Source organism: Pseudomonas sp. P9_2, from assembly GCF_034008255.1.
GTDB classification, from domain to species: domain Bacteria; phylum Pseudomonadota; class Gammaproteobacteria; order Pseudomonadales; family Pseudomonadaceae; genus Aquipseudomonas; species Aquipseudomonas synxantha_A.
In genome coordinates this window covers 219,320-236,089 of record NZ_CP125376.1, presented here as the reverse complement: position 1 = coordinate 236,089, position 16,770 = coordinate 219,320, and the positions used below count along the sequence as shown (strand labels likewise).

Sequence of the window (16,770 nt, the reverse complement as noted above, 5' to 3'; positions counted from 1 at the left end):
CCCATAGAACCCAGAAGAGGTGCGCCATGAGTCAGCTGCTCGAACCCTATACCCTGCGCCAATTGACCCTGCTCAACCGCATCGCGGTCTCGCCGATGTGCCAATACTCCAGCGACGACGGCCTGGCCAATGATTGGCACCTGGTGCATCTCGGCAGCCGAGCCGTGGGGGGCGCGGGGCTGATTTTCACCGAAGCCACCGCCGTGACGGCTGATGGGCGTATCACCGCCCAGGACCTGGGCCTGTGGAACGACGCCCAGATCGAGCCGCTGCGGCGTATCACGCGCTTTATCGCGGCCCAGGGCGCGGTGGCGGGTATTCAACTGGCCCATGCCGGGCGCAAGGCCAGCACCCATCGTCCCTGGATCGGCAAACATGGCAGTGTCAAGCCGGAGGAGGGCGGGTGGGTGCCGGTGGGCCCTTCGCCGATTGCCTTCGACCCCAATCACGCCCAGCCCAAGCAATTGGACGAAGGGCAGATCCAGCAAGTAATCGCCGACTTTGTCGCTGCCGCCAAGCGTGCCTTGACCGCAGGTTTTGAAGTGGTGGAAATCCATGCTGCCCATGGCTACCTGCTGCACCAGTTTCTCTCGCCCATCAGCAACCAGCGTCAGGACCACTACGGTGGCTCGTTCGAAAACCGCATTCGCCTGGTGCTGGAGGTGACCAAGGCCGTACGTGCGGCCTGGCCTCAGGAGTTGCCACTGTTTGTGCGGGTATCGGCCACCGATTGGGTGGAGGACGGCTGGAACCCGGATGAAACCGTGGAATTGGCGCGCCGCCTGAAAGACTTGGGTGTTGACCTGATCGATGTGTCCTCCGGCGGCACCGCCGCCAATGCCGAGATCCCCACCGGCCCTGGCTACCAGACGCGCTTCGCCGAACGGGTACGCAAGGAGTCGGGCATCGCCACCGGCACGGTTGGCATGATTACCGAACCGGCCCAGGCCGAGCACATCCTGCGCACCTGCCAGGCCGACATCATCTTCCTGGCCCGTGAACTGCTGCGTGACCCGTACTGGCCGTTGCATGCCGACGATGACCTGGGCGGGCGCAAGGCTATCTGGCCGGCGCAGTACCAGCGGGCAACCCATCGGGACCAGCCGATTCATGAGTCGGATCTGCGCGATTGATCCCGCGCGCAGTTAGGTCGAACCCACCCTGATACGGTGGGTTTTTTCTTGCGGTTGCCAGAACTCGCGTCCTGTATCGACCACGGCGTAAGCAAGCGCTGTAGGGTTTTATTACCGAGGTCATTTTTTTAAGTGAATACTCTAAAAAAATCCCACGTGCGACGAGATAGTTTCTAAGCTTAGGGTGAGCCTGGTTCCTAGCCCAGGGAGGCAGGCTGCTTGGCCACGAAAGCGTTGTGCTTCGGGGAGTTTGGAAATGGGCACCAGGAGTATTTGACTGATATCAGGAGTAGTGGTCCATGGCCAAATCCTATGGCGTAGCGGGTGCGATGGCGTCTTTTCTGAGCCGCCGGATGTCATTGCGGGGTCGAAGGTTGAGTTCGGATGAAATGGAGTTGCTGGCCCAGTACCGGGCGCTGACCGAGAGTGATCAGGTGGCGATGCGGTATCTGATTGGCGCGATGAAAAGCGTATCGCGGTTCTAAGCCACCTGCGATCATTCCCACGCTGCGACGTGGGAATGATCAGTCGGTTAATTTCAGGTGTACTTGCGCTGCTCCGGTGCGGGCGGGAAGTACTGATACAGCCAGGTTTCGCTCAGGGTGCGGTCTTGGGTGCGAATAAACAGGCGCAGCTCCACTGGCTCCACACTGTCGCTGGTGGGGTACCAGTCGAACAGGATGCGATAGCCCTTGATGTTATCCAGCACCAGCACGCTGAAATCCTTCACCTCACCATGGGAGCAGGTCACCACCGGCTCGATGCCGGTGCCCGCTGGCAGGCGATCCAGCCCGCCGCCTTTGAAGTCTACGGCGAAACGCCGCGCCCACACCTTCGGGTAATGCTCGCCGGGTGCCCAGCCTTCGGTAAAACCACCCATGCCTGACCGGGTCGCGTCGACCTGCGCCAACGGCGTGCTCACCGGTGGCAGTGCGCTCCAGTACAACTTGTAGCCATAGTTGAGCGAATCACCCGCGGCCACGGGCTTTTTCGGTGTCCAGAAGGCGACGATATTGTCCAGGGTTTCGCCGGTGGTGGGGATCTCCAGCAGATCGATCGAGCCTTCACCCCACGCGGTGGTAGGTTCAACCCACAGGCTTGGGCGTTTGCTGTACCAGTCGACGGTGTCCTGGTAGCTGGCGAACTCATGGTCGGTCTGCACCAGGCCGAAGCCTTTGGGGTCGGTGTCGGCGAACGCGTTGAATTGCAGCTTGGCCGGGTTGTTCAACGGGCGGCAGATCCACTCGCCATTGCCGCGCCACATGGCCAGGCGGTCCGAGTCGTGGATTTGCGGGTGGATGGTGTCGCACATGCGCCGTTCATGGGTGCCGCAACTGAACATGCTGGTCATGGGTGCGATGCCCAATTGTTCGATGGCGGTGCGTGCATTGATGTGCGCGTCGATTGCCATCACCACCTGATTGGCCTGGCAGTCGATATCGAAGCGGTAGGCGCCGGTGGCGCTTGGCGAGTCGAGCAGGGCATAGACCACAAAACGGGTGGCATTCTTGTCCGGAGTTTCGAACCAGAACTGCGTGAAATCGGGGAATTCCTCGCGTTTTTTCGCGTAGGTATCAATCGCCAGGCCACGGGCCGACAGGCCATATTGGCCGGTGGAATCCACCGCACGAAAGTAGCTGGCGCCGAGAAACGACAGCACGTCATGGCGGTCCAGCTCCGGCGCCTTGAACAGCTTGAAGCCGGAAAAACCCAGGTCGCCGGTCAGTTGCTGGGTGTCCACCGTGGTTTTTTCATAGTTGAACAGCGAAGGGCGGAAATGCACTTCGCGAGCCTCGCGGGTCTTGGGGTCGACACTGTGCATGCGCACCGGCGTCTTGAAACCCATGCCGACATGGAAGAACTGCACGTCCAGTTGGCCGTTCAACTCTTTCCACAACGAATGGTTACCGTCGTAGCCAATGGCGTTGAAATTCTGCGGGGTCATGGTGGCCAGGGTTGGCGGCAGCACCTGCTTAGTGTCTTGATAGCCACGGGTGGCCAGTTGCTTGGCTTGCGCCTTGAGCGTTTCGAAATCGAACGCCACGGCCTTGCCGTCGGCGGCACGGTTCCCGGCCCAAGCCTGCGCGGCCAGCAGGCCGCTGGCCGACAAACCGGTGTAAGCCGCAATGGCCATGGATGCTTTGAGCAAATTCCTGCGGTGCATAGAGACAACCTGTCGTGAGCAAATCCCGCGCCGTTCCTGGCACGTAGCGGATCAGAAATAACGGTTCGGACATGCCTTCGGCCAAACGCAACGGACAATAAACAGACGCCGGATAGCTTAAGCGGTTCGATGAACAAGGCAAATTGATTGATGGCGGGATGATGGCCTTGCATATGCAACAAGACGTTTCCTGGTTGGCATACCCGCGTTACATCTGGAAGCACTCTAGATCGCGGCTTTTTGGCACTTCGTCTTACGCTGGGGGCCTATTGATCCTATGAACCCAAGTGTCTGGAGGCTACGAATGAATACCCGCGGATTGCTCGATCAGTTGCTCAAGTCTGGCCAGGATATGTTGCAAAACAAGGCTGGCGGCCAACGCAAATCCAACGACAAAAGCGCCCTTGGCGGTTTACTCGGCGGTAGCGGGCTGGGCAGCATGCTCGGCGGTGCCGGCGGCGGCGCCCTGGCGGCCGGAGCCATGGGCTTGCTGCTGGGCAACAAAAAAGCGCGCAAATTCGGCGGCAAGGCCCTGACCTACGGCGGCCTGGCCGCATTGGGTGTGATTGCCTATAAAGCCTACGGCAACTGGCAAGCCCAGCAAGCCAGCGCCCCCCAAGGCGAACCACAAACCATCGACCGCCTGCCTCCGGCCCAGGTTGAACAACACAGCCAGGGCATTCTCAAGGCACTGGTGGCCGCCGCAAAGGCAGACGGCCATGTGGATGAGCGCGAGCGCGCGTTGATCGAAGGCGAATTCACCAAGCTGGACAACGACCAGGAACTGCAACACTGGCTGCACGCCGAACTCAACAAGCCCCTGGACCCCACCGACGTCGCCCGCGCCGCCAGCACCCCGGAAATGGCCGCCGAAATGTACATCGCCAGCGTCATGCTGGTGGATGAGGAAAATTTCATGGAAAAAGCCTACCTGGATGAACTGGCCCGCCAACTGAAACTTGAACCCGGCTTAAAGCTGGAGTTGGAAAAGCAAGTGCGGCTCAACGCAGCTCTGCCCCGCTAACCACGATGCGAAGCGAGTCGCCCTTGATCTTGATCTGCTTTTGATCTCAGGCGCCCCGTTAAACCACGCTGGCCGGAATTCGACAGGGATTTGGGGGGTAAACCGGCAGGGATGCCGGTTTAGCCGCCCCGCGCCATGGATGGCGCGTGGCGGCGGCCCCCCAAATCACTGGCGGATTACGGGCACACCGAGCCTAAGCGAGGTGCCGAGTGGTGGGGCAAGAGCCCTTTGGTTACTTTGGGGCTCTTTTCCAAAGTGACCCGCTGTAAAAGCGGAACCAATATCAGCCGTTACCCAAATAACGGATATGTACTCGGTCTGATCCAACATCCCAACCAACCCTGAGGCCGCCATCGGGAGCAAGTCGAACCGTCGCACCGCCCCTCCCACATTTGCTCCGGGCCCCTTCAGTTAGATCCCTGTAGCCAAAGATGCTACCCATCCCGCTTACGCATTCTGTGGATCCCCCCTCAAAAGCGTTGATAAACCCGAGCATCCGCTCAGCTATACTCCCCTCCATTTGAATGCCCCTGCGAGGAATTACTGTGAAGAACTGGACCCTGCGCCAAAGGATTTTGGCGAGCTTTGCGGTAATTATCGCCATCATGCTGCTGATGGTGGTGCTCTCCTATTCGCGCCTGCTCAAGATCGAAGCCAGCGAAAACTCCGTGCGCGACGACGCCGTGCCCGGCGTGTTTTTCAGTTCGATGATCCGCAGCGCCTGGGTCGACAGCTACCTGCAAACCCAGGAACTGGTCGGGATCCACGAAAACCAGGGCATTTCCGAGGAAGACAAGCAGGACTACAAGTCATTCGAAGCGCGGCTTGAGCAGCACATGGCCAGTTACGCGGGCACGATCAATATCACCCAGGATCGCACCGAATTCGATGCCTTCGAAAAACTGCACCAGAACTACAACGCCATTCTCGCCCAGGTCCTGGCGGCTCATCAGAGCAACAACCCGGCCGAGGCACTGAGGCTGTTCAACGAGCAACTGACCCCCGCCTGGACCGCAGGCCGCATGAAGCTCAACGACATCATCAATGAGAACAAACAGGTTGCCGACAATGCCACCGCTGCCATCGATGATGCCGTAGCAGCGGCAAAGGTCAGCATGGGCGTCTCGCTGCTGCTGGCGATTCTCGCCGCGGCGCTGTGCGGCCTGTTGCTGATGCGCGCGATCATGGCGCCGATGCAGCGTATCGTGCAGATCCTCGAGGTCATGCGCACCGGCGACCTGAGCAAGCGCCTGAACCTGGAGCGCAAGGACGAATTCAACGCGGTCGAAACCGGCTTCAACGACATGATGACCGAGCTGACTGCCCTGGTGTCCCAGGCGCAGCGTTCGTCGGTGCAGGTCACCACCTCGGTCACCGAGATCGCCGCGACCTCCAAGCAGCAACAGGCCACCGCCACGGAAACCGCAGCCACCACCACGGAAATCGGCGCCACCTCCCGCGAGATTGCGGCCACGTCCAAGGATCTGGTGCGTACCATGACCGAAGTGTCCACCGCCGCCGACCAGGCCTCGGTGGCCGCCGGTTCCGGCCAGCAGGGCCTGGCACGCATGGAAGAGACCATGCACTCGGTGATGGGCGCCGCCGACCTGGTCAACGCCAAGCTGGCGATCCTCAATGAGAAGGCCGGCAACATCAACCAGGTGGTGGTGACCATCGTCAAGGTGGCTGACCAGACCAACCTGTTGTCTCTCAATGCCGCCATCGAAGCGGAAAAAGCCGGTGAATACGGACGCGGCTTTGCCGTGGTGGCCACCGAAGTGCGCCGCCTGGCCGACCAGACTGCCGTGGCAACCTACGACATCGAGCAAATGGTGCGTGAGATCCAGTCAGCGGTGTCGGCGGGCGTGATGGGCATGGACAAGTTCTCCGAGGAAGTCCGCCGGGGTATGTTCGAAGTTCAGCAAGTGGGCGAGCAACTGTCGCAGATCATCCACCAGGTACAGGCCCTGGCGCCGCGGGTGTTGATGGTCAACGAAGGCATGCAGGCCCAGGCCACCGGCGCCGAACAGATCAACCACGCGCTGGTGCAATTGGGCGATGCCAGCAGCCAGACCGTCGAATCCCTGCGTCAGGCCAGCTTTGCCATTGATGAGCTGAGCCAGGTCGCGGTGGGTCTGCGCAGCGGCGTGTCGCGTTTCAAAGTCTGATGAGCGATCTCGCGGCTAAACGCGTCGCCGTCCCGGCAGCGAAAACGGCGTTGTTCCTGGTGTTTCGCATCGGCAACGAACGCTTTGCCCTAAAGGCCACCGAAGTGGCGGAGGTGCTGCCGCGCCTGCCGCTCAAACCCATCGCCCATGCGCCACTGTGGGTGGCGGGTATCTTTGCGCATCGCGGCGCGCTGGTGCCGGTAATCGATGTCAGTGCCCTGACGTTCGGCACCCCGGCCCAGGCTCGCACCAGCACGCGGCTGGTGCTGGTCAACTACCAGCCGCAACCCTGGAGTGAAGCGCGTGGGCTGGGGCTGATCCTGGAGCAGGCCACCGACACCCTGCGTTGCGACCCCGCCGAGTTCCAGCCTTATGGCGTGGACAACCAGCAGGCGCCCTACCTGGGGCCGGTACGCGAGGATGCACAGGGCTTGATGCAGTGGATTGGCATTGCCGAGCTGCTGAGCGCTGAAGTACGCGCCTTGCTGTTTTGCGCCGAGTTAAGCCTATGAGCAGTGACCCGCGTTTTTCGGCGTTCTTGAAAGAACGCATCGGCCTGGACGTTGCCTCGGTGGGCGAGGCGATCATCGAGCGTGCGGTGCGCCAGCGCTGCCAATCCTCCCAGGCGCAGTCGACGGAGGCCTACTGGCAGCTCCTGCAACATTCCCACGACGAGCAGCAGGCACTGATCGAAGCGGTGATCGTTCCCGAGACCTGGTTTTTCCGCTACCCCGAGTCCTTTGCGACCTTGGCCCGCCTGGCCCAACTGCGGCTGGTCGAGATCAAGCAGATGCGCGCGCTGCGCATCCTCAGCCTGCCGTGTTCGACTGGCGAAGAGCCCTATTCGATTGCCATGGCCTTGTTGGATGCGGGCCTGGCGCCCCATCAGTTCAAGGTTCAGGGGATGGACGTCAGCCCGCTGTCGGTGGAACGTGCCCGGCGCGGTGTGTACGGCAAGAACTCGTTTCGCGGAGCCGATCTCGAATTTCGCGACCGCCACTTCACAGAAGAAACCGGCGGTTACCGCATCGCCGACCGGGTGCGCGAGCAAGTGCGTCTGCAAGTGGGCAACTTGCTCGACCCGACACTGCTGGCCAACGAGCCGACCTACGATTTTGTGTTCTGCCGCAACCTGTTGATCTACTTCGACCAGCCGACCCAGAAGCAAGTATTTGATGTGCTCAAGGAACTGACTCATGTGGACGGTGTGCTGTTTATCGGCCCGGCCGAGGGCAGCCTGCTGGGGCGCCATGGCATGCGTTCGATTGGCGTGCCGCAATCCTTTGCCTTCAGTCGACACGTAGAGCAGACCCCGCCGCCGGTATTCGTGCCGATGCCCGCGCCAGCACCGCAGCGCAGTGCAGCACCGATACCACTCAAGCCGCGTCCGTTCAGCACGGTCAGCACTCAGGTGCCGCCGGTCAAGGTGCCCCACACCGACGCAGGGGATTTGCTCGGCCAGATCGCGACCCTGGCCAATGAAGGCAAAAGTGCCGAGGCCCGGGCCGCCTGTGAGCGTTATTTAAGCAGCCACCCGCCGGTTGCCCAGGTGTTCTATTGGTTGGGGTTGCTCAGCGATGTGGCCGGCAGCGCCTTGGAAGCCCAGGGGTATTACCGAAAAGCCTTGTACCTGGAACCGCAGCATTCGCAGGCCTTGATGCATCTGGCTGCGTTGCTCGAATCCCAGGGCGACAGTGCGGGAGCGCGCCGGCTACAAGCCCGCGCCGCCCGTAGCGAGCGAGCACACAGTGAGTCCGAACGATGAACAGCCCTGACGCGCTCGACACCGCAGGCCTGGACCTGACGCTGACCGATACCCAAGCCATCGATGACTGCTGGAACCGTATCGGCATTCATGGCGACAGGTCCTGCCCACTGCTGGACGAGCATATTCACTGCCGCAACTGCTCGGTGTATTCCGCCGCCGCCACGCGCCTGCTCGACCGCTATGCCCTGCAGCAGGATGATCAGCGCTCGCAGGCCGCTGCCGAAGCGGGTAGCGAGGTGGTCACCCGTTCGCTGTTGATGTTCCGCCTCGGTGAAGAATGGCTCGGTATCGCCACCCGCTGCCTGGTGGAAGTGGCGCCATTGCAACCGATCCACTCCTTGCCGCACCAGCGTTCCCGTGCGCTGCTGGGGGTGGCCAACGTGCGGGGTGCGCTGGTGGCGTGCCTGTCGCTGGTGGAACTGCTGGGCCTGGACAGCACCAGCAGCGGGCCCAGTGGCGGGCGGATCATGCCGCGCATGTTGATCATTGCCGCCCAGGACGGTCCGATCGTCGTGCCGGTGGATGAAGTGGATGGCATTCATGCCATCGATGAGCGCACCTTGAACGCGGCCTCGGCCTCCGGTACCCAGGCCAGCGCACGCTATACCCAAGGTGTGTTGCAGTTCAAAGGCCGCAGCCTGCGCTGGCTGGACGAAGCGCAATTGTTGTCCGCCGTGACCCGGAGCCTCGCATGACCCCCGACCAGATGCGTGATGCCTCGCTGTTGGAGCTGTTCAGCCTGGAGGCCGATGCGCAAACCCAGGTATTGAGCGCCGGCCTGCTGGCCCTGGAGCGCAACCCGACCCAGGCGGATCAACTTGAAGCCTGTATGCGCGCCGCACATTCGCTCAAGGGCGCGGCGCGGATTGTTGGGGTGGATGCCGGGGTCGGCGTGGCCCACGTCATGGAGGATTGCCTGGTCAGCGCCCAGGAAGGTCGTCTGTACCTGCAACCGGAACATATCGATGCGTTGTTGCAAGGCACTGACCTGCTGATGCGTATCGCCACGCCAGGCAACAGCGTGGGGCCGTTGGATATCCAGGCGTACGTGGCGTTGATGGAGCGTCTGCTTGACCCGGCGCAGCCACCCGCTACGCCGGCGCCAAAAGCCGAGCCCGAGCCTGCTCCGGCGCCTATCGTTGAAGCATTGCCGCAAGAGCCAGAGGTTGCACCGCCCGTCAGCAGTGAGCCACCGCGTCAGAACAAGCGCATCACCGAGGGTGGCGAGCGTGTACTGCGGGTTACCGCCGAGCGCTTGAACAGCCTGTTGGACCTGTCGAGCAAGTCCTTGGTGGAAACCCAGCGGCTCAAGCCTCACCTGGCCAGTATGCAACGCCTCAAGCGCATTCAAAGCAACAGCCTGCGCGCCCTCGATACCCTGGACGGTCACCTCAAGCACCTGGATTTGAATCTTGAGACTCAGGAAGCCCTGGCCGATACCCGCCGCTTGTTGAGCGAAGCTCAGGCACTGCTGGCGGATAAAAACGCGGAACTTGACGAGTACGCCTGGCAGGCCGGCCAGCGCGCCCAGGTGCTTTACGACACCGCGCTGGCCTGCCGCATGCGACCGTTTGCCGACGTGCTGGCGGGGCAGGTGCGCATGGTGCGTGACCTCGGTCGCAGCCTGGGCAAGCAAGTGCGCCTGGAAATCGAAGGCGAAAAGACCCAGGTCGATCGAGACGTCCTGGAAAAACTTGAAGCACCGCTCACTCATTTACTGCGCAATGCGGTCGACCACGGCATCGAAACGCCCGAGCAGCGGCTGCTGGCGGGCAAACCGGCGGAAGGCCTGATCCGCCTGCGTGCGTCCCATCAAGCCGGGTTGCTGGTACTGGAATTGAGCGACGACGGCAACGGTGTCGATCTGGAGCGCCTGCGCGGCACCATTGTCGAACGTAATCTGTCGCCGGTGGAAACTGCCCTGCGCCTGAGCGAAGAGGAACTGCTGACGTTCCTGTTCCTGCCGGGGTTCAGCTTGCGCGACAAGGTCACCGAGGTGTCCGGTCGTGGCGTTGGCCTGGATGCAGTGCAGCATATGGTTCGCCAACTGCGTGGCGCGGTGGTACTGGAGCAGACGGCGGGGCAGGGCAGTCGCTTCCATCTGGAAGTGCCGTTGACCTTGTCGGTGGTGCGCAGCCTGGTGGTGGACGTGGGCGAAGAAGCCTATGCCTTCCCCCTGGCCCACATTGAACGCATGTGTGACCTGGCTCCCGACGACATTGTGCAACTGGAAGGCCGCCAGCATTTCTGGCACGAGGGCCGGCATGTGGGCCTGGTTGCCGCCAGCCAGTTGCTGCAGCGCCCCCCGGGGCAGAGTCCTTCGCAGACCCTGAAAGTCGTGGTGATCCGCGAGCGCGATGCCGTGTACGGGATTGCCGTGGAGCGCTTTATCGGTGAACGCACCCTGGTGGTGTTGCCGCTGGATGATCGCCTGGGGAAGGTCCAGGATATTTCTGCAGGGGCGTTGCTCGATGACGGCTCGGTGGTACTGATCGTCGATGTCGAAGACATGCTGCGTTCGGTGGATAAATTGCTCAACACCGGCCGCCTGGAACGTATCGCCCGGCGCAGCCAGCAGGCCACCGAAGCACCGCGCAAGCGCGTGCTGGTGGTAGACGACTCGCTGACCGTACGCGAGCTGCAACGCAAATTATTACTCAATCGTGGTTATGAAGTCGCTGTTGCGGTCGATGGCATGGATGGCTGGAACGCATTGCGCTCCGAGGACTTCGACCTGCTTATCACTGATATTGATATGCCTCGCATGGACGGTATTGAATTGGTCACACTTTTGCGCCGTGACAGTCGCCTGCAATCGTTGCCGGTGATGGTGGTTTCCTACAAGGATCGTGAAGAAGACCGACGTCGTGGACTCGACGCGGGCGCCGACTATTATTTAGCCAAAGCCAGTTTCCATGACGACGCCTTGCTCGACGCCGTGGTTGAACTGATTGGAGGCGCCCGGGCATGAGGATTGCGATCGTCAATGACATGCCCCTGGCGATAGAGGCCTTGCGCCGCGCCTTGAGCTTTGAGCCCGCCCACGAGGTGGTGTGGGTGGCCAGCAATGGCCTGGAAGCGGTGCGCCGCTGTGCCGAGCTGACCCCTGACCTGATCCTGATGGACCTGATCATGCCGGTGATGGATGGGGTGGAGGCTACCCGGCAGATCATGGCTGACACGCCTTGCCCTATCGTGATCGTTACTGTCGACCGCCAGGCCAACGTCAGCCGCGTATTCGAAGCCATGGGCCACGGAGCGCTGGATGTGGTGGATACCCCGGCGCTGGGCGTAGGCAACCCCAAGGATGCGGCGGCACCGCTATTGCGCAAGATCCTCAATATCGGTTGGTTGATTGGCCAGCGCGGCACGCGTGTGCGTGCCGAAACCCCACCGCAACGGGGCACAGGCAAGCGTCAACGGCTGGTGGCCATTGGTTCTTCAGCGGGTGGGCCGGCGGCGCTGGAGGTTCTGCTCAAGGGCTTGCCGCGGGATTTTCCCGCCGCCATCGTGCTGGTGCAGCATGTGGACCAGGTCTTCGCCGCCGGCATGGCCGAGTGGCTGAGCAGCGCCTCCGGCCTGCCCGTGCGCCTGGCCTGTGAGGGCGAGCCGCCCCAGGCCGGCGTGGTCTTGCTGGCCGGCACCAACCATCATATTCGCTTGTTGAAAAATGGCACGCTAGCCTATACCGCAGAGCCGGTGAACGAGATTTACCGGCCCTCCATCGACGTGTTTTTCGAAAGCGTCGCCAGTTACTGGACCGGTGACGCCGTCGGCGTACTACTGACCGGCATGGGGCGCGACGGGGCCCAGGGCCTCAAGCTGATGCGCGAACAAGGATATTTGACCATCGCCCAGGATCAGCAGAGCTCGGCGGTGTACGGCATGCCCAAAGCGGCGGCGGCGATTGATGCTGCTGTTGAAATTCGCCCACTGGATAGAATTGCGCCCCGATTGCTGGAGGTCTTTGCAAAATGATCGAAAATCTCCCGCCGTGCTGGCTTGCAGGTAGTAATTCAGGTGACTGCACATGAATGATTTACAGCTCGACGACTTCAAGACCGATGAGAACGCCGCCATGGTGCTGCTGGTCGACGATCAGGCCATGATCGGCGAAGCCGTGCGGCGCGGCCTGTCCCATGAAGAAAACATCGACTTCCACTTTTGCGCCGACCCGCACCAGGCGATTGCCCAGGCGATCCGCATCAAGCCGACGGTGATCCTGCAGGACCTGGTGATGCCCGGCCTCGACGGTCTGACCTTGGTGCGTGAATACCGCAATCACCCGGCGACCGCGAATATCCCGATCATCGTGCTGTCCACCAAGGAAGACCCGCTGATCAAGAGTGCGGCCTTCGCGGCCGGCGCCAACGATTACCTGGTCAAGCTGCCCGACAACATCGAACTGGTGGCGCGTATCCGCTACCACTCGCGGTCCTACATGACGCTGTTGCAGCGTGACGCGGCCTACCGTGCGCTGCGGGTCAGCCAGCAACAGTTGCTGGATACCAACCTGGTGCTGCAACGCCTGATGAACTCCGACGGCCTGACCGGGCTGTCCAACCGCCGCCACTTCGACGAATACCTGGAACTGGAGTGGCGCCGTGCCATGCGCGACCAGACCCAACTGTCGCTGCTGATGATCGACGTGGACTTCTTCAAGACCTACAACGACAGCTTCGGCCACGTCGAAGGCGATGAAGCCTTGCGCAAAGTCGCCGCCGCTATCCGCGACGCCAGCAGCCGCCCTTCGGACTTGCCGGCGCGATACGGCGGCGAAGAGTTCGCGCTGGTACTGCCCAATACCTCGCCGGGCGGCGCACGGTTGGTTGCAGAAAAATTGCGCATGGCGGTGGCGGCCCTGAAAATCCCGCACATTGCCCCGGCAGAAGGGGCGAGCCTGACCATCAGCATTGGCCTGTCGACCTTGACGCCGGTGCAGGGCACGGACTGCCGGCAACTGATCATGGCGGCGGACAAGGGGCTGTATACGGCCAAGCATAATGGGCGTAATCAGGTTGGTATCGAGTGAGTTGAGGCTGTACCCCATTAAAATGTGGGAGGGGCTTCCCTCCCACATTGTGAGCGCGGTATTCGTCCAGATTAAGTGCACATGAACGTGGTTGAACGAAGAAACCCGCCATCTATGTAGCGTCGATGGAAGGGGGATTGCAGAGAGATTATTCTATTTTAAATCCAGGCCTGCCATTAGCCGCACGCCACTCTTTAACTTCTTTTACAATGCCCTCCGGGCTGTCTTCTCTGTCAGCTCTTGGATAGTAGACGAGATCTGATCCGTCAGGATGCTCCGTAAGTCGCTTGAATGCTAATAGCATTTCGTCATCTTCTTCCTCAGTGCGAGCACTCGCATCACAAAGAGAAGTTACAAAACTTAAAAATTCGCTTTCTGTGTACTCGGAAATTGAGGTTTTCATCTTAATTACCCAGTTGAATGGCCGTATTTATTATGGCTCAACCTTAAATCCATGCTTGTTATTGGTGGCTCGCCAGTTTTCAACTCTTTCAGTTATAGCTTCAATTGTACTTTCTGTATCCGATGCGGTGTAATAAATAAGGTCTGTTCCTTCTGGGTGTTCAGTAATTAATTCGAAGTGTTGTAAAAGTTTATCTAGTCGCTCATCGGTTGGAGCGGTATTTTCCTTGAGTATTTCTTTCATGAATAATAAAAATTCATCTTTTGTATACTCGGAAAAACTTTGTTTGAGTTTCATCATTCGGCTCCTTTCTTATGAGGCTCCATGTGGCGTTTAGGGGTTAGTATGCGTAAATTTCAGCATTATGATTCTGACCGCCCATCGGCAGCCGTCTTCGAACTCATTCGAACCGGCAGGTCGATTGTGCTGTTGACTGCCGAGGTTATTGTCGACTCGTTGAGTGAAATAAGAAGTCTGCCATCGTTGTAGAACCGATGGCAGGGGATAGGGCGGCGTTATTCTATTCTGAAACCAGGCTTGCCATTATTCGCACGCCACTCTTTGACTTCTTTTACAATTCCTTCTGGGCTGTCTTCTCTGTCATCTCTTGGGTAGTAGATTAGATCCGCTCCGTCCGGGTGCTCCGTCAGGCGTTCAAACTCGAAAACCATTTCAATGTCTTCTTCTTCGGTGCGAACGCTGCTGTCACAAAGAGAGATTACAAAGTTCAGAAATTCGGTCTCTGTGTATTCGGTGATTAATGTTTTCATCTTTTTAGATGCCTTTTCTATGAATTTCTTTATGGCGTTTTGGAGTGACTATATAGATGTTGTCAATGTCAAAAATCTCGCCGCCTTGAGAAATGAAAATTTTGTGGTGAATTTCGAATTTAACAGATTCCCCCACCCACTCTGATTTGCTTGAAAAGGGAGCTTTCCCATCCAGCATTATCGACAAATTTTGACGTTTGAACTGACTTGCCAGTTCCGAGTCGTTGGCAACCGTTTTCCAGAAGGCTTCGCGAAATGCTCTGAAGTTTTTAAACTCCTGACCTTTAAGCTTGTCGGCAATTTGCGAAGGTATAGGGGAGCCTTCCCCTTGTGAGGCCGCTCCTAGCCAGGAACCGGTTATAGATTGCCCGTTGCCTGTCACAACTCCTGGGTCTTCCCGTCGATCCCTGAAAAACACATAGATGGGAGGTAAGCCAGAGTTGACCGGGAAGACAGTGATGAAGTCGTCAAATCCTGCCTCAGCAGCGGCTGGAAAACTGTCAATCCTTCCTTCAACGGGAGTTACGGTAGCTCCCGTATAGACAGGCGGTTCAGATTGATCAACGGGCAGCGTTGTTGAGCTATCCCCAGGGGCAACGATAGGTGTCCAGATCAACGTTCTTGGTGGAATGTCACTTGTCGTGACGGTGTATACCTTCTGCCCAGGATCATAGGTCGCAGCAACCACCTTGACCTTGGAAGGCACGCTTGTACCGTCGGCAGTGACCACGAATACTTCTGACCGCCCATCGGTAGCCGTCTTCGAACTCATTCGAACCGGCAGGTCGATTGTGCCGTTGACTGCCGAGGTTATCGTCGACTCGTTGAGGTCTGGTACCAAGGTTGAGATCGGTGTACCAAGCGCATAACGCTCTGGAAGTTCTCCATTTGCGAGTTTGGGGGAATAGACCAACGCTGAAACACCGACCATTAAGCCACTCGCGGTACTTGCGACCAACTCCGTCAATGCGGCCACTGCTGACCGAATAGCAGCTTGCAGCGTGATGGTAATCCCTTCTGCTGTTGCGATAGTCCCGACTGAGGTCATGACTATCGCTTGAGTCGCAGAAGCAGTGCCCGACAGTCGATAGGTATTGGTTGCTCGTACCGCTTCAATACGCGCCTGGGCCGTGGCTACCTGCTGCGCACGTCCCGCGAGGTCGCTGATTGCATTGGAGGCGTTGGCAAGAAACCGCGCGGACTCTGAATTCAGCACAAAATCATGGTGGCTGAGCCATCTCACCCCAAGCGCGGTATTCTGCTGCAGATAAATAAGCTGTTTCAGTCCCTCAAGCTCGGGTTTGCTCAGTGGCGGTGTAACCCGTGGGTTGGCTGCGGGATAGTAAATCATCAACCCGTTCCGGTTTATGGCTAACGGTGGGTCAATAGGTTTGATCGCAGCCATCGTTTCTTCGATCATTTTGTCCAGCGTGTTTTTGTAAAGCATGAGGGTCTGGTCGGGTGTCAATCCAACGACAGAACCTGCAAGAGAGGTGAGTTCCACCTGCAAATATTCCGGCAGCAACTGCACCTGAATTTCCAACTCATCGGCAATGGCCTTCAGATACTCATTGTGTAAATTTGCCCAGCCAGGATCATGTTCGGCTAAATTGGCCTCCAACGTTTGCCGGGCCTTTGCCAACCCTGAAAGTTTTTTAGCCAGAATGTGTATGGAGAGCGAGAGAGCCTTGAGTTCTTGCGCGGCTCTCCAAACGTTGTCGTAAAGTGTGTAAGTATCGCCCAAATTTTTTATCGGGTCAGAGGATGCAAGCGTTTCACGTAGTTTTGTATAGGTTAAGTTTTCCATCAGATAAAAAGGGCTTTGATCATAGAGCCCATAGATGAGTGGCGCAGTATTGGCGTATTTGGTTTTTTTCGCGTCGATGATTTCAAGTGCGATTTTTTGATCGAGAATGGCTGAGGCTGTCTCTGTGAGTGGCTGTGAAGCTTTCGCGGCTTGCTGTTTCTCTGCCAGTTCGCGTTCAGTTTCAGTCGTTAGCGTTGCGAACCGTGCGCTGTACTCTGCGTCAATCAAGGATTGGTTGTACTGTTGCTCTCCAATGAAATCAGCGGTGGTGCTAGGGAAGTCAAACTGCTTGAAGCGGCTACGGTCTCCTTCACCTCGACGAGGCCCTTCTTGAAGGCCCCAGCCATCTCCACTTCCTGCGTAGCCTCCGCCTTCGCCACCCCAATAAGTGTTTCGTCTCCCGGCGGTAATTATCGTGGGCTTGAGTTCTAAAGGTTGTCCTGGTTGCCACCCTTGCTGTGCCATAGGGTCTCTCCGTTTTTTGTGAGAGTGATCGAGTTT

General features: G+C 59.0%; 15 protein-coding genes. 10 read left to right on the top strand and 5 right to left on the bottom strand.

Annotated features, from left to right (window positions below):
* Positions 1 to 26: 26 nt before the first annotated feature.
* Together QMK52_RS01065 and QMK52_RS01060 are read left to right on the top strand one after the other, a co-directional pair.
* Positions 27 to 1,133: an NADH:flavin oxidoreductase/NADH oxidase gene (locus QMK52_RS01065; RefSeq protein WP_320403729.1), complete on the top strand. Its 1,107-nt coding sequence runs from the start codon at positions 27 to 29 to the stop codon at positions 1,131 to 1,133.
* A 299-nt stretch (positions 1,134 to 1,432) separates the two neighbouring features.
* Positions 1,433 to 1,618: a hypothetical protein gene (locus tag QMK52_RS01060; protein ID WP_005785481.1), complete on the top strand. Its 186-nt coding sequence runs from the start codon at positions 1,433 to 1,435 to the stop codon at positions 1,616 to 1,618.
* A gap of 53 nt (positions 1,619 to 1,671) precedes the next feature.
* Here the strand turns inward: QMK52_RS01060 and QMK52_RS01055 are convergent, their stop codons facing one another.
* A complete protein-coding gene (locus QMK52_RS01055; RefSeq protein WP_194440211.1) occupies positions 1,672 to 3,297 on the bottom strand; it encodes a glucan biosynthesis protein D in 1,626 nt (541 codons plus the stop codon).
* A gap of 304 nt (positions 3,298 to 3,601) precedes the next feature.
* Between QMK52_RS01055 and QMK52_RS01050 the strand changes: the two genes are divergently transcribed.
* The 8 genes from QMK52_RS01050 (at position 3,602) to QMK52_RS01015 (ending at position 13,289) form a co-directional block, all read left to right on the top strand.
* Positions 3,602 to 4,321, top strand: a complete 720-nt coding sequence (locus QMK52_RS01050; protein WP_005785485.1) for a tellurite resistance TerB family protein — start codon at positions 3,602 to 3,604, stop codon at positions 4,319 to 4,321.
* A gap of 545 nt (positions 4,322 to 4,866) precedes the next feature.
* Entirely contained in the window at positions 4,867 to 6,489 is a 1,623-nt protein-coding gene (locus QMK52_RS01045; RefSeq protein WP_005785487.1) for a methyl-accepting chemotaxis protein, read from the top strand.
* The gene (locus QMK52_RS01040; protein WP_005785488.1) at positions 6,489 to 7,001 is read left to right on the top strand and encodes a chemotaxis protein CheW; all 513 of its coding nucleotides are present in this window, start codon (positions 6,489 to 6,491) and stop codon (positions 6,999 to 7,001) included. Before QMK52_RS01045 ends, QMK52_RS01040 begins: the two co-directional genes overlap by 1 nt.
* Positions 6,998 to 8,254 (top strand): CheR family methyltransferase, encoded by a 1,257-nt coding sequence (locus QMK52_RS01035; protein WP_320403728.1) that lies wholly within the window; start codon positions 6,998 to 7,000, stop codon positions 8,252 to 8,254. The genes QMK52_RS01040 and QMK52_RS01035 overlap by 4 nt, the downstream gene beginning before the upstream one ends.
* On the top strand, positions 8,251 to 8,952 hold the full coding sequence (locus QMK52_RS01030) for a chemotaxis protein CheW (RefSeq protein WP_005785492.1): 702 nt from the start codon (positions 8,251 to 8,253) through the stop codon (positions 8,950 to 8,952). The genes QMK52_RS01035 and QMK52_RS01030 overlap by 4 nt, the downstream gene beginning before the upstream one ends.
* Complete coding sequence (locus QMK52_RS01025) at positions 8,949 to 11,228, top strand: hybrid sensor histidine kinase/response regulator (RefSeq protein WP_194440212.1); 2,280 nt, start codon at positions 8,949 to 8,951, stop codon at positions 11,226 to 11,228. The genes QMK52_RS01030 and QMK52_RS01025 overlap by 4 nt, the downstream gene beginning before the upstream one ends.
* Complete coding sequence (locus QMK52_RS01020; protein WP_005785497.1) at positions 11,225 to 12,235, top strand: chemotaxis response regulator protein-glutamate methylesterase; 1,011 nt, start codon at positions 11,225 to 11,227, stop codon at positions 12,233 to 12,235. Before QMK52_RS01025 ends, QMK52_RS01020 begins: the two co-directional genes overlap by 4 nt.
* 52 nt (positions 12,236 to 12,287) lie before the next feature.
* The gene (locus QMK52_RS01015) at positions 12,288 to 13,289 is read left to right on the top strand and encodes a response regulator (protein ID WP_005785499.1); all 1,002 of its coding nucleotides are present in this window, start codon (positions 12,288 to 12,290) and stop codon (positions 13,287 to 13,289) included.
* A gap of 148 nt (positions 13,290 to 13,437) precedes the next feature.
* On the opposite strand, the gene QMK52_RS01010 is transcribed toward QMK52_RS01015, so the two are convergent.
* From QMK52_RS01010 to QMK52_RS00995, 4 genes are all read right to left on the bottom strand, one after another.
* Positions 13,438 to 13,692: a bacteriocin immunity protein gene (locus tag QMK52_RS01010; RefSeq protein ID WP_087945225.1), complete on the bottom strand. Its 255-nt coding sequence runs from the start codon at positions 13,690 to 13,692 to the stop codon at positions 13,438 to 13,440.
* A 30-nt stretch (positions 13,693 to 13,722) separates the two neighbouring features.
* Entirely contained in the window at positions 13,723 to 13,989 is a 267-nt protein-coding gene (locus QMK52_RS01005; protein ID WP_032803299.1) for a bacteriocin immunity protein, read from the bottom strand.
* A 218-nt stretch (positions 13,990 to 14,207) separates the two neighbouring features.
* A complete protein-coding gene (locus QMK52_RS01000) occupies positions 14,208 to 14,462 on the bottom strand; it encodes a bacteriocin immunity protein (RefSeq protein ID WP_032803300.1) in 255 nt (84 codons plus the stop codon).
* A 4-nt stretch (positions 14,463 to 14,466) separates the two neighbouring features.
* Entirely contained in the window at positions 14,467 to 16,734 is a 2,268-nt protein-coding gene (locus QMK52_RS00995; RefSeq protein WP_320403727.1) for an S-type pyocin domain-containing protein, read from the bottom strand.
* Positions 16,735 to 16,770 lie beyond the last annotated feature (36 nt).

Bases quoted from the DNA above. Each gene is read 5' to 3' on its own strand.
- QMK52_RS01065 (WP_320403729.1), top strand. From the start codon at position 27: ATGAGTCAGCTGCTCGAACCCTATACCCTGCGCCAATTGACCCTGCTC.
- QMK52_RS01060 (WP_005785481.1), top strand. From the start codon at position 1,433: ATGGCCAAATCCTATGGCGTAGCGGGTGCGATGGCGTCTTTTCTGAGC.
- QMK52_RS01055 (WP_194440211.1), bottom strand. From the start codon at position 3,297: ATGCACCGCAGGAATTTGCTCAAAGCATCCATGGCCATTGCGGCTTAC.
- QMK52_RS01050 (WP_005785485.1), top strand. From the start codon at position 3,602: ATGAATACCCGCGGATTGCTCGATCAGTTGCTCAAGTCTGGCCAGGAT.
- QMK52_RS01040 (WP_005785488.1), top strand. From the start codon at position 6,489: ATGAGCGATCTCGCGGCTAAACGCGTCGCCGTCCCGGCAGCGAAAACG.
- QMK52_RS01035 (WP_320403728.1), top strand. From the start codon at position 6,998: ATGAGCAGTGACCCGCGTTTTTCGGCGTTCTTGAAAGAACGCATCGGC.
- QMK52_RS01030 (WP_005785492.1), top strand. From the start codon at position 8,251: ATGAACAGCCCTGACGCGCTCGACACCGCAGGCCTGGACCTGACGCTG.
- QMK52_RS01025 (WP_194440212.1), top strand. From the start codon at position 8,949: ATGACCCCCGACCAGATGCGTGATGCCTCGCTGTTGGAGCTGTTCAGC.
- QMK52_RS01020 (WP_005785497.1), top strand. From the start codon at position 11,225: ATGAGGATTGCGATCGTCAATGACATGCCCCTGGCGATAGAGGCCTTG.
- QMK52_RS01015 (WP_005785499.1), top strand. From the start codon at position 12,288: ATGAATGATTTACAGCTCGACGACTTCAAGACCGATGAGAACGCCGCC.
- QMK52_RS01010 (WP_087945225.1), bottom strand. From the start codon at position 13,692: ATGAAAACCTCAATTTCCGAGTACACAGAAAGCGAATTTTTAAGTTTT.
- QMK52_RS01005 (WP_032803299.1), bottom strand. From the start codon at position 13,989: ATGAAACTCAAACAAAGTTTTTCCGAGTATACAAAAGATGAATTTTTA.
- QMK52_RS01000 (WP_032803300.1), bottom strand. From the start codon at position 14,462: ATGAAAACATTAATCACCGAATACACAGAGACCGAATTTCTGAACTTT.
- QMK52_RS00995 (WP_320403727.1), bottom strand. From the start codon at position 16,734: ATGGCACAGCAAGGGTGGCAACCAGGACAACCTTTAGAACTCAAGCCC.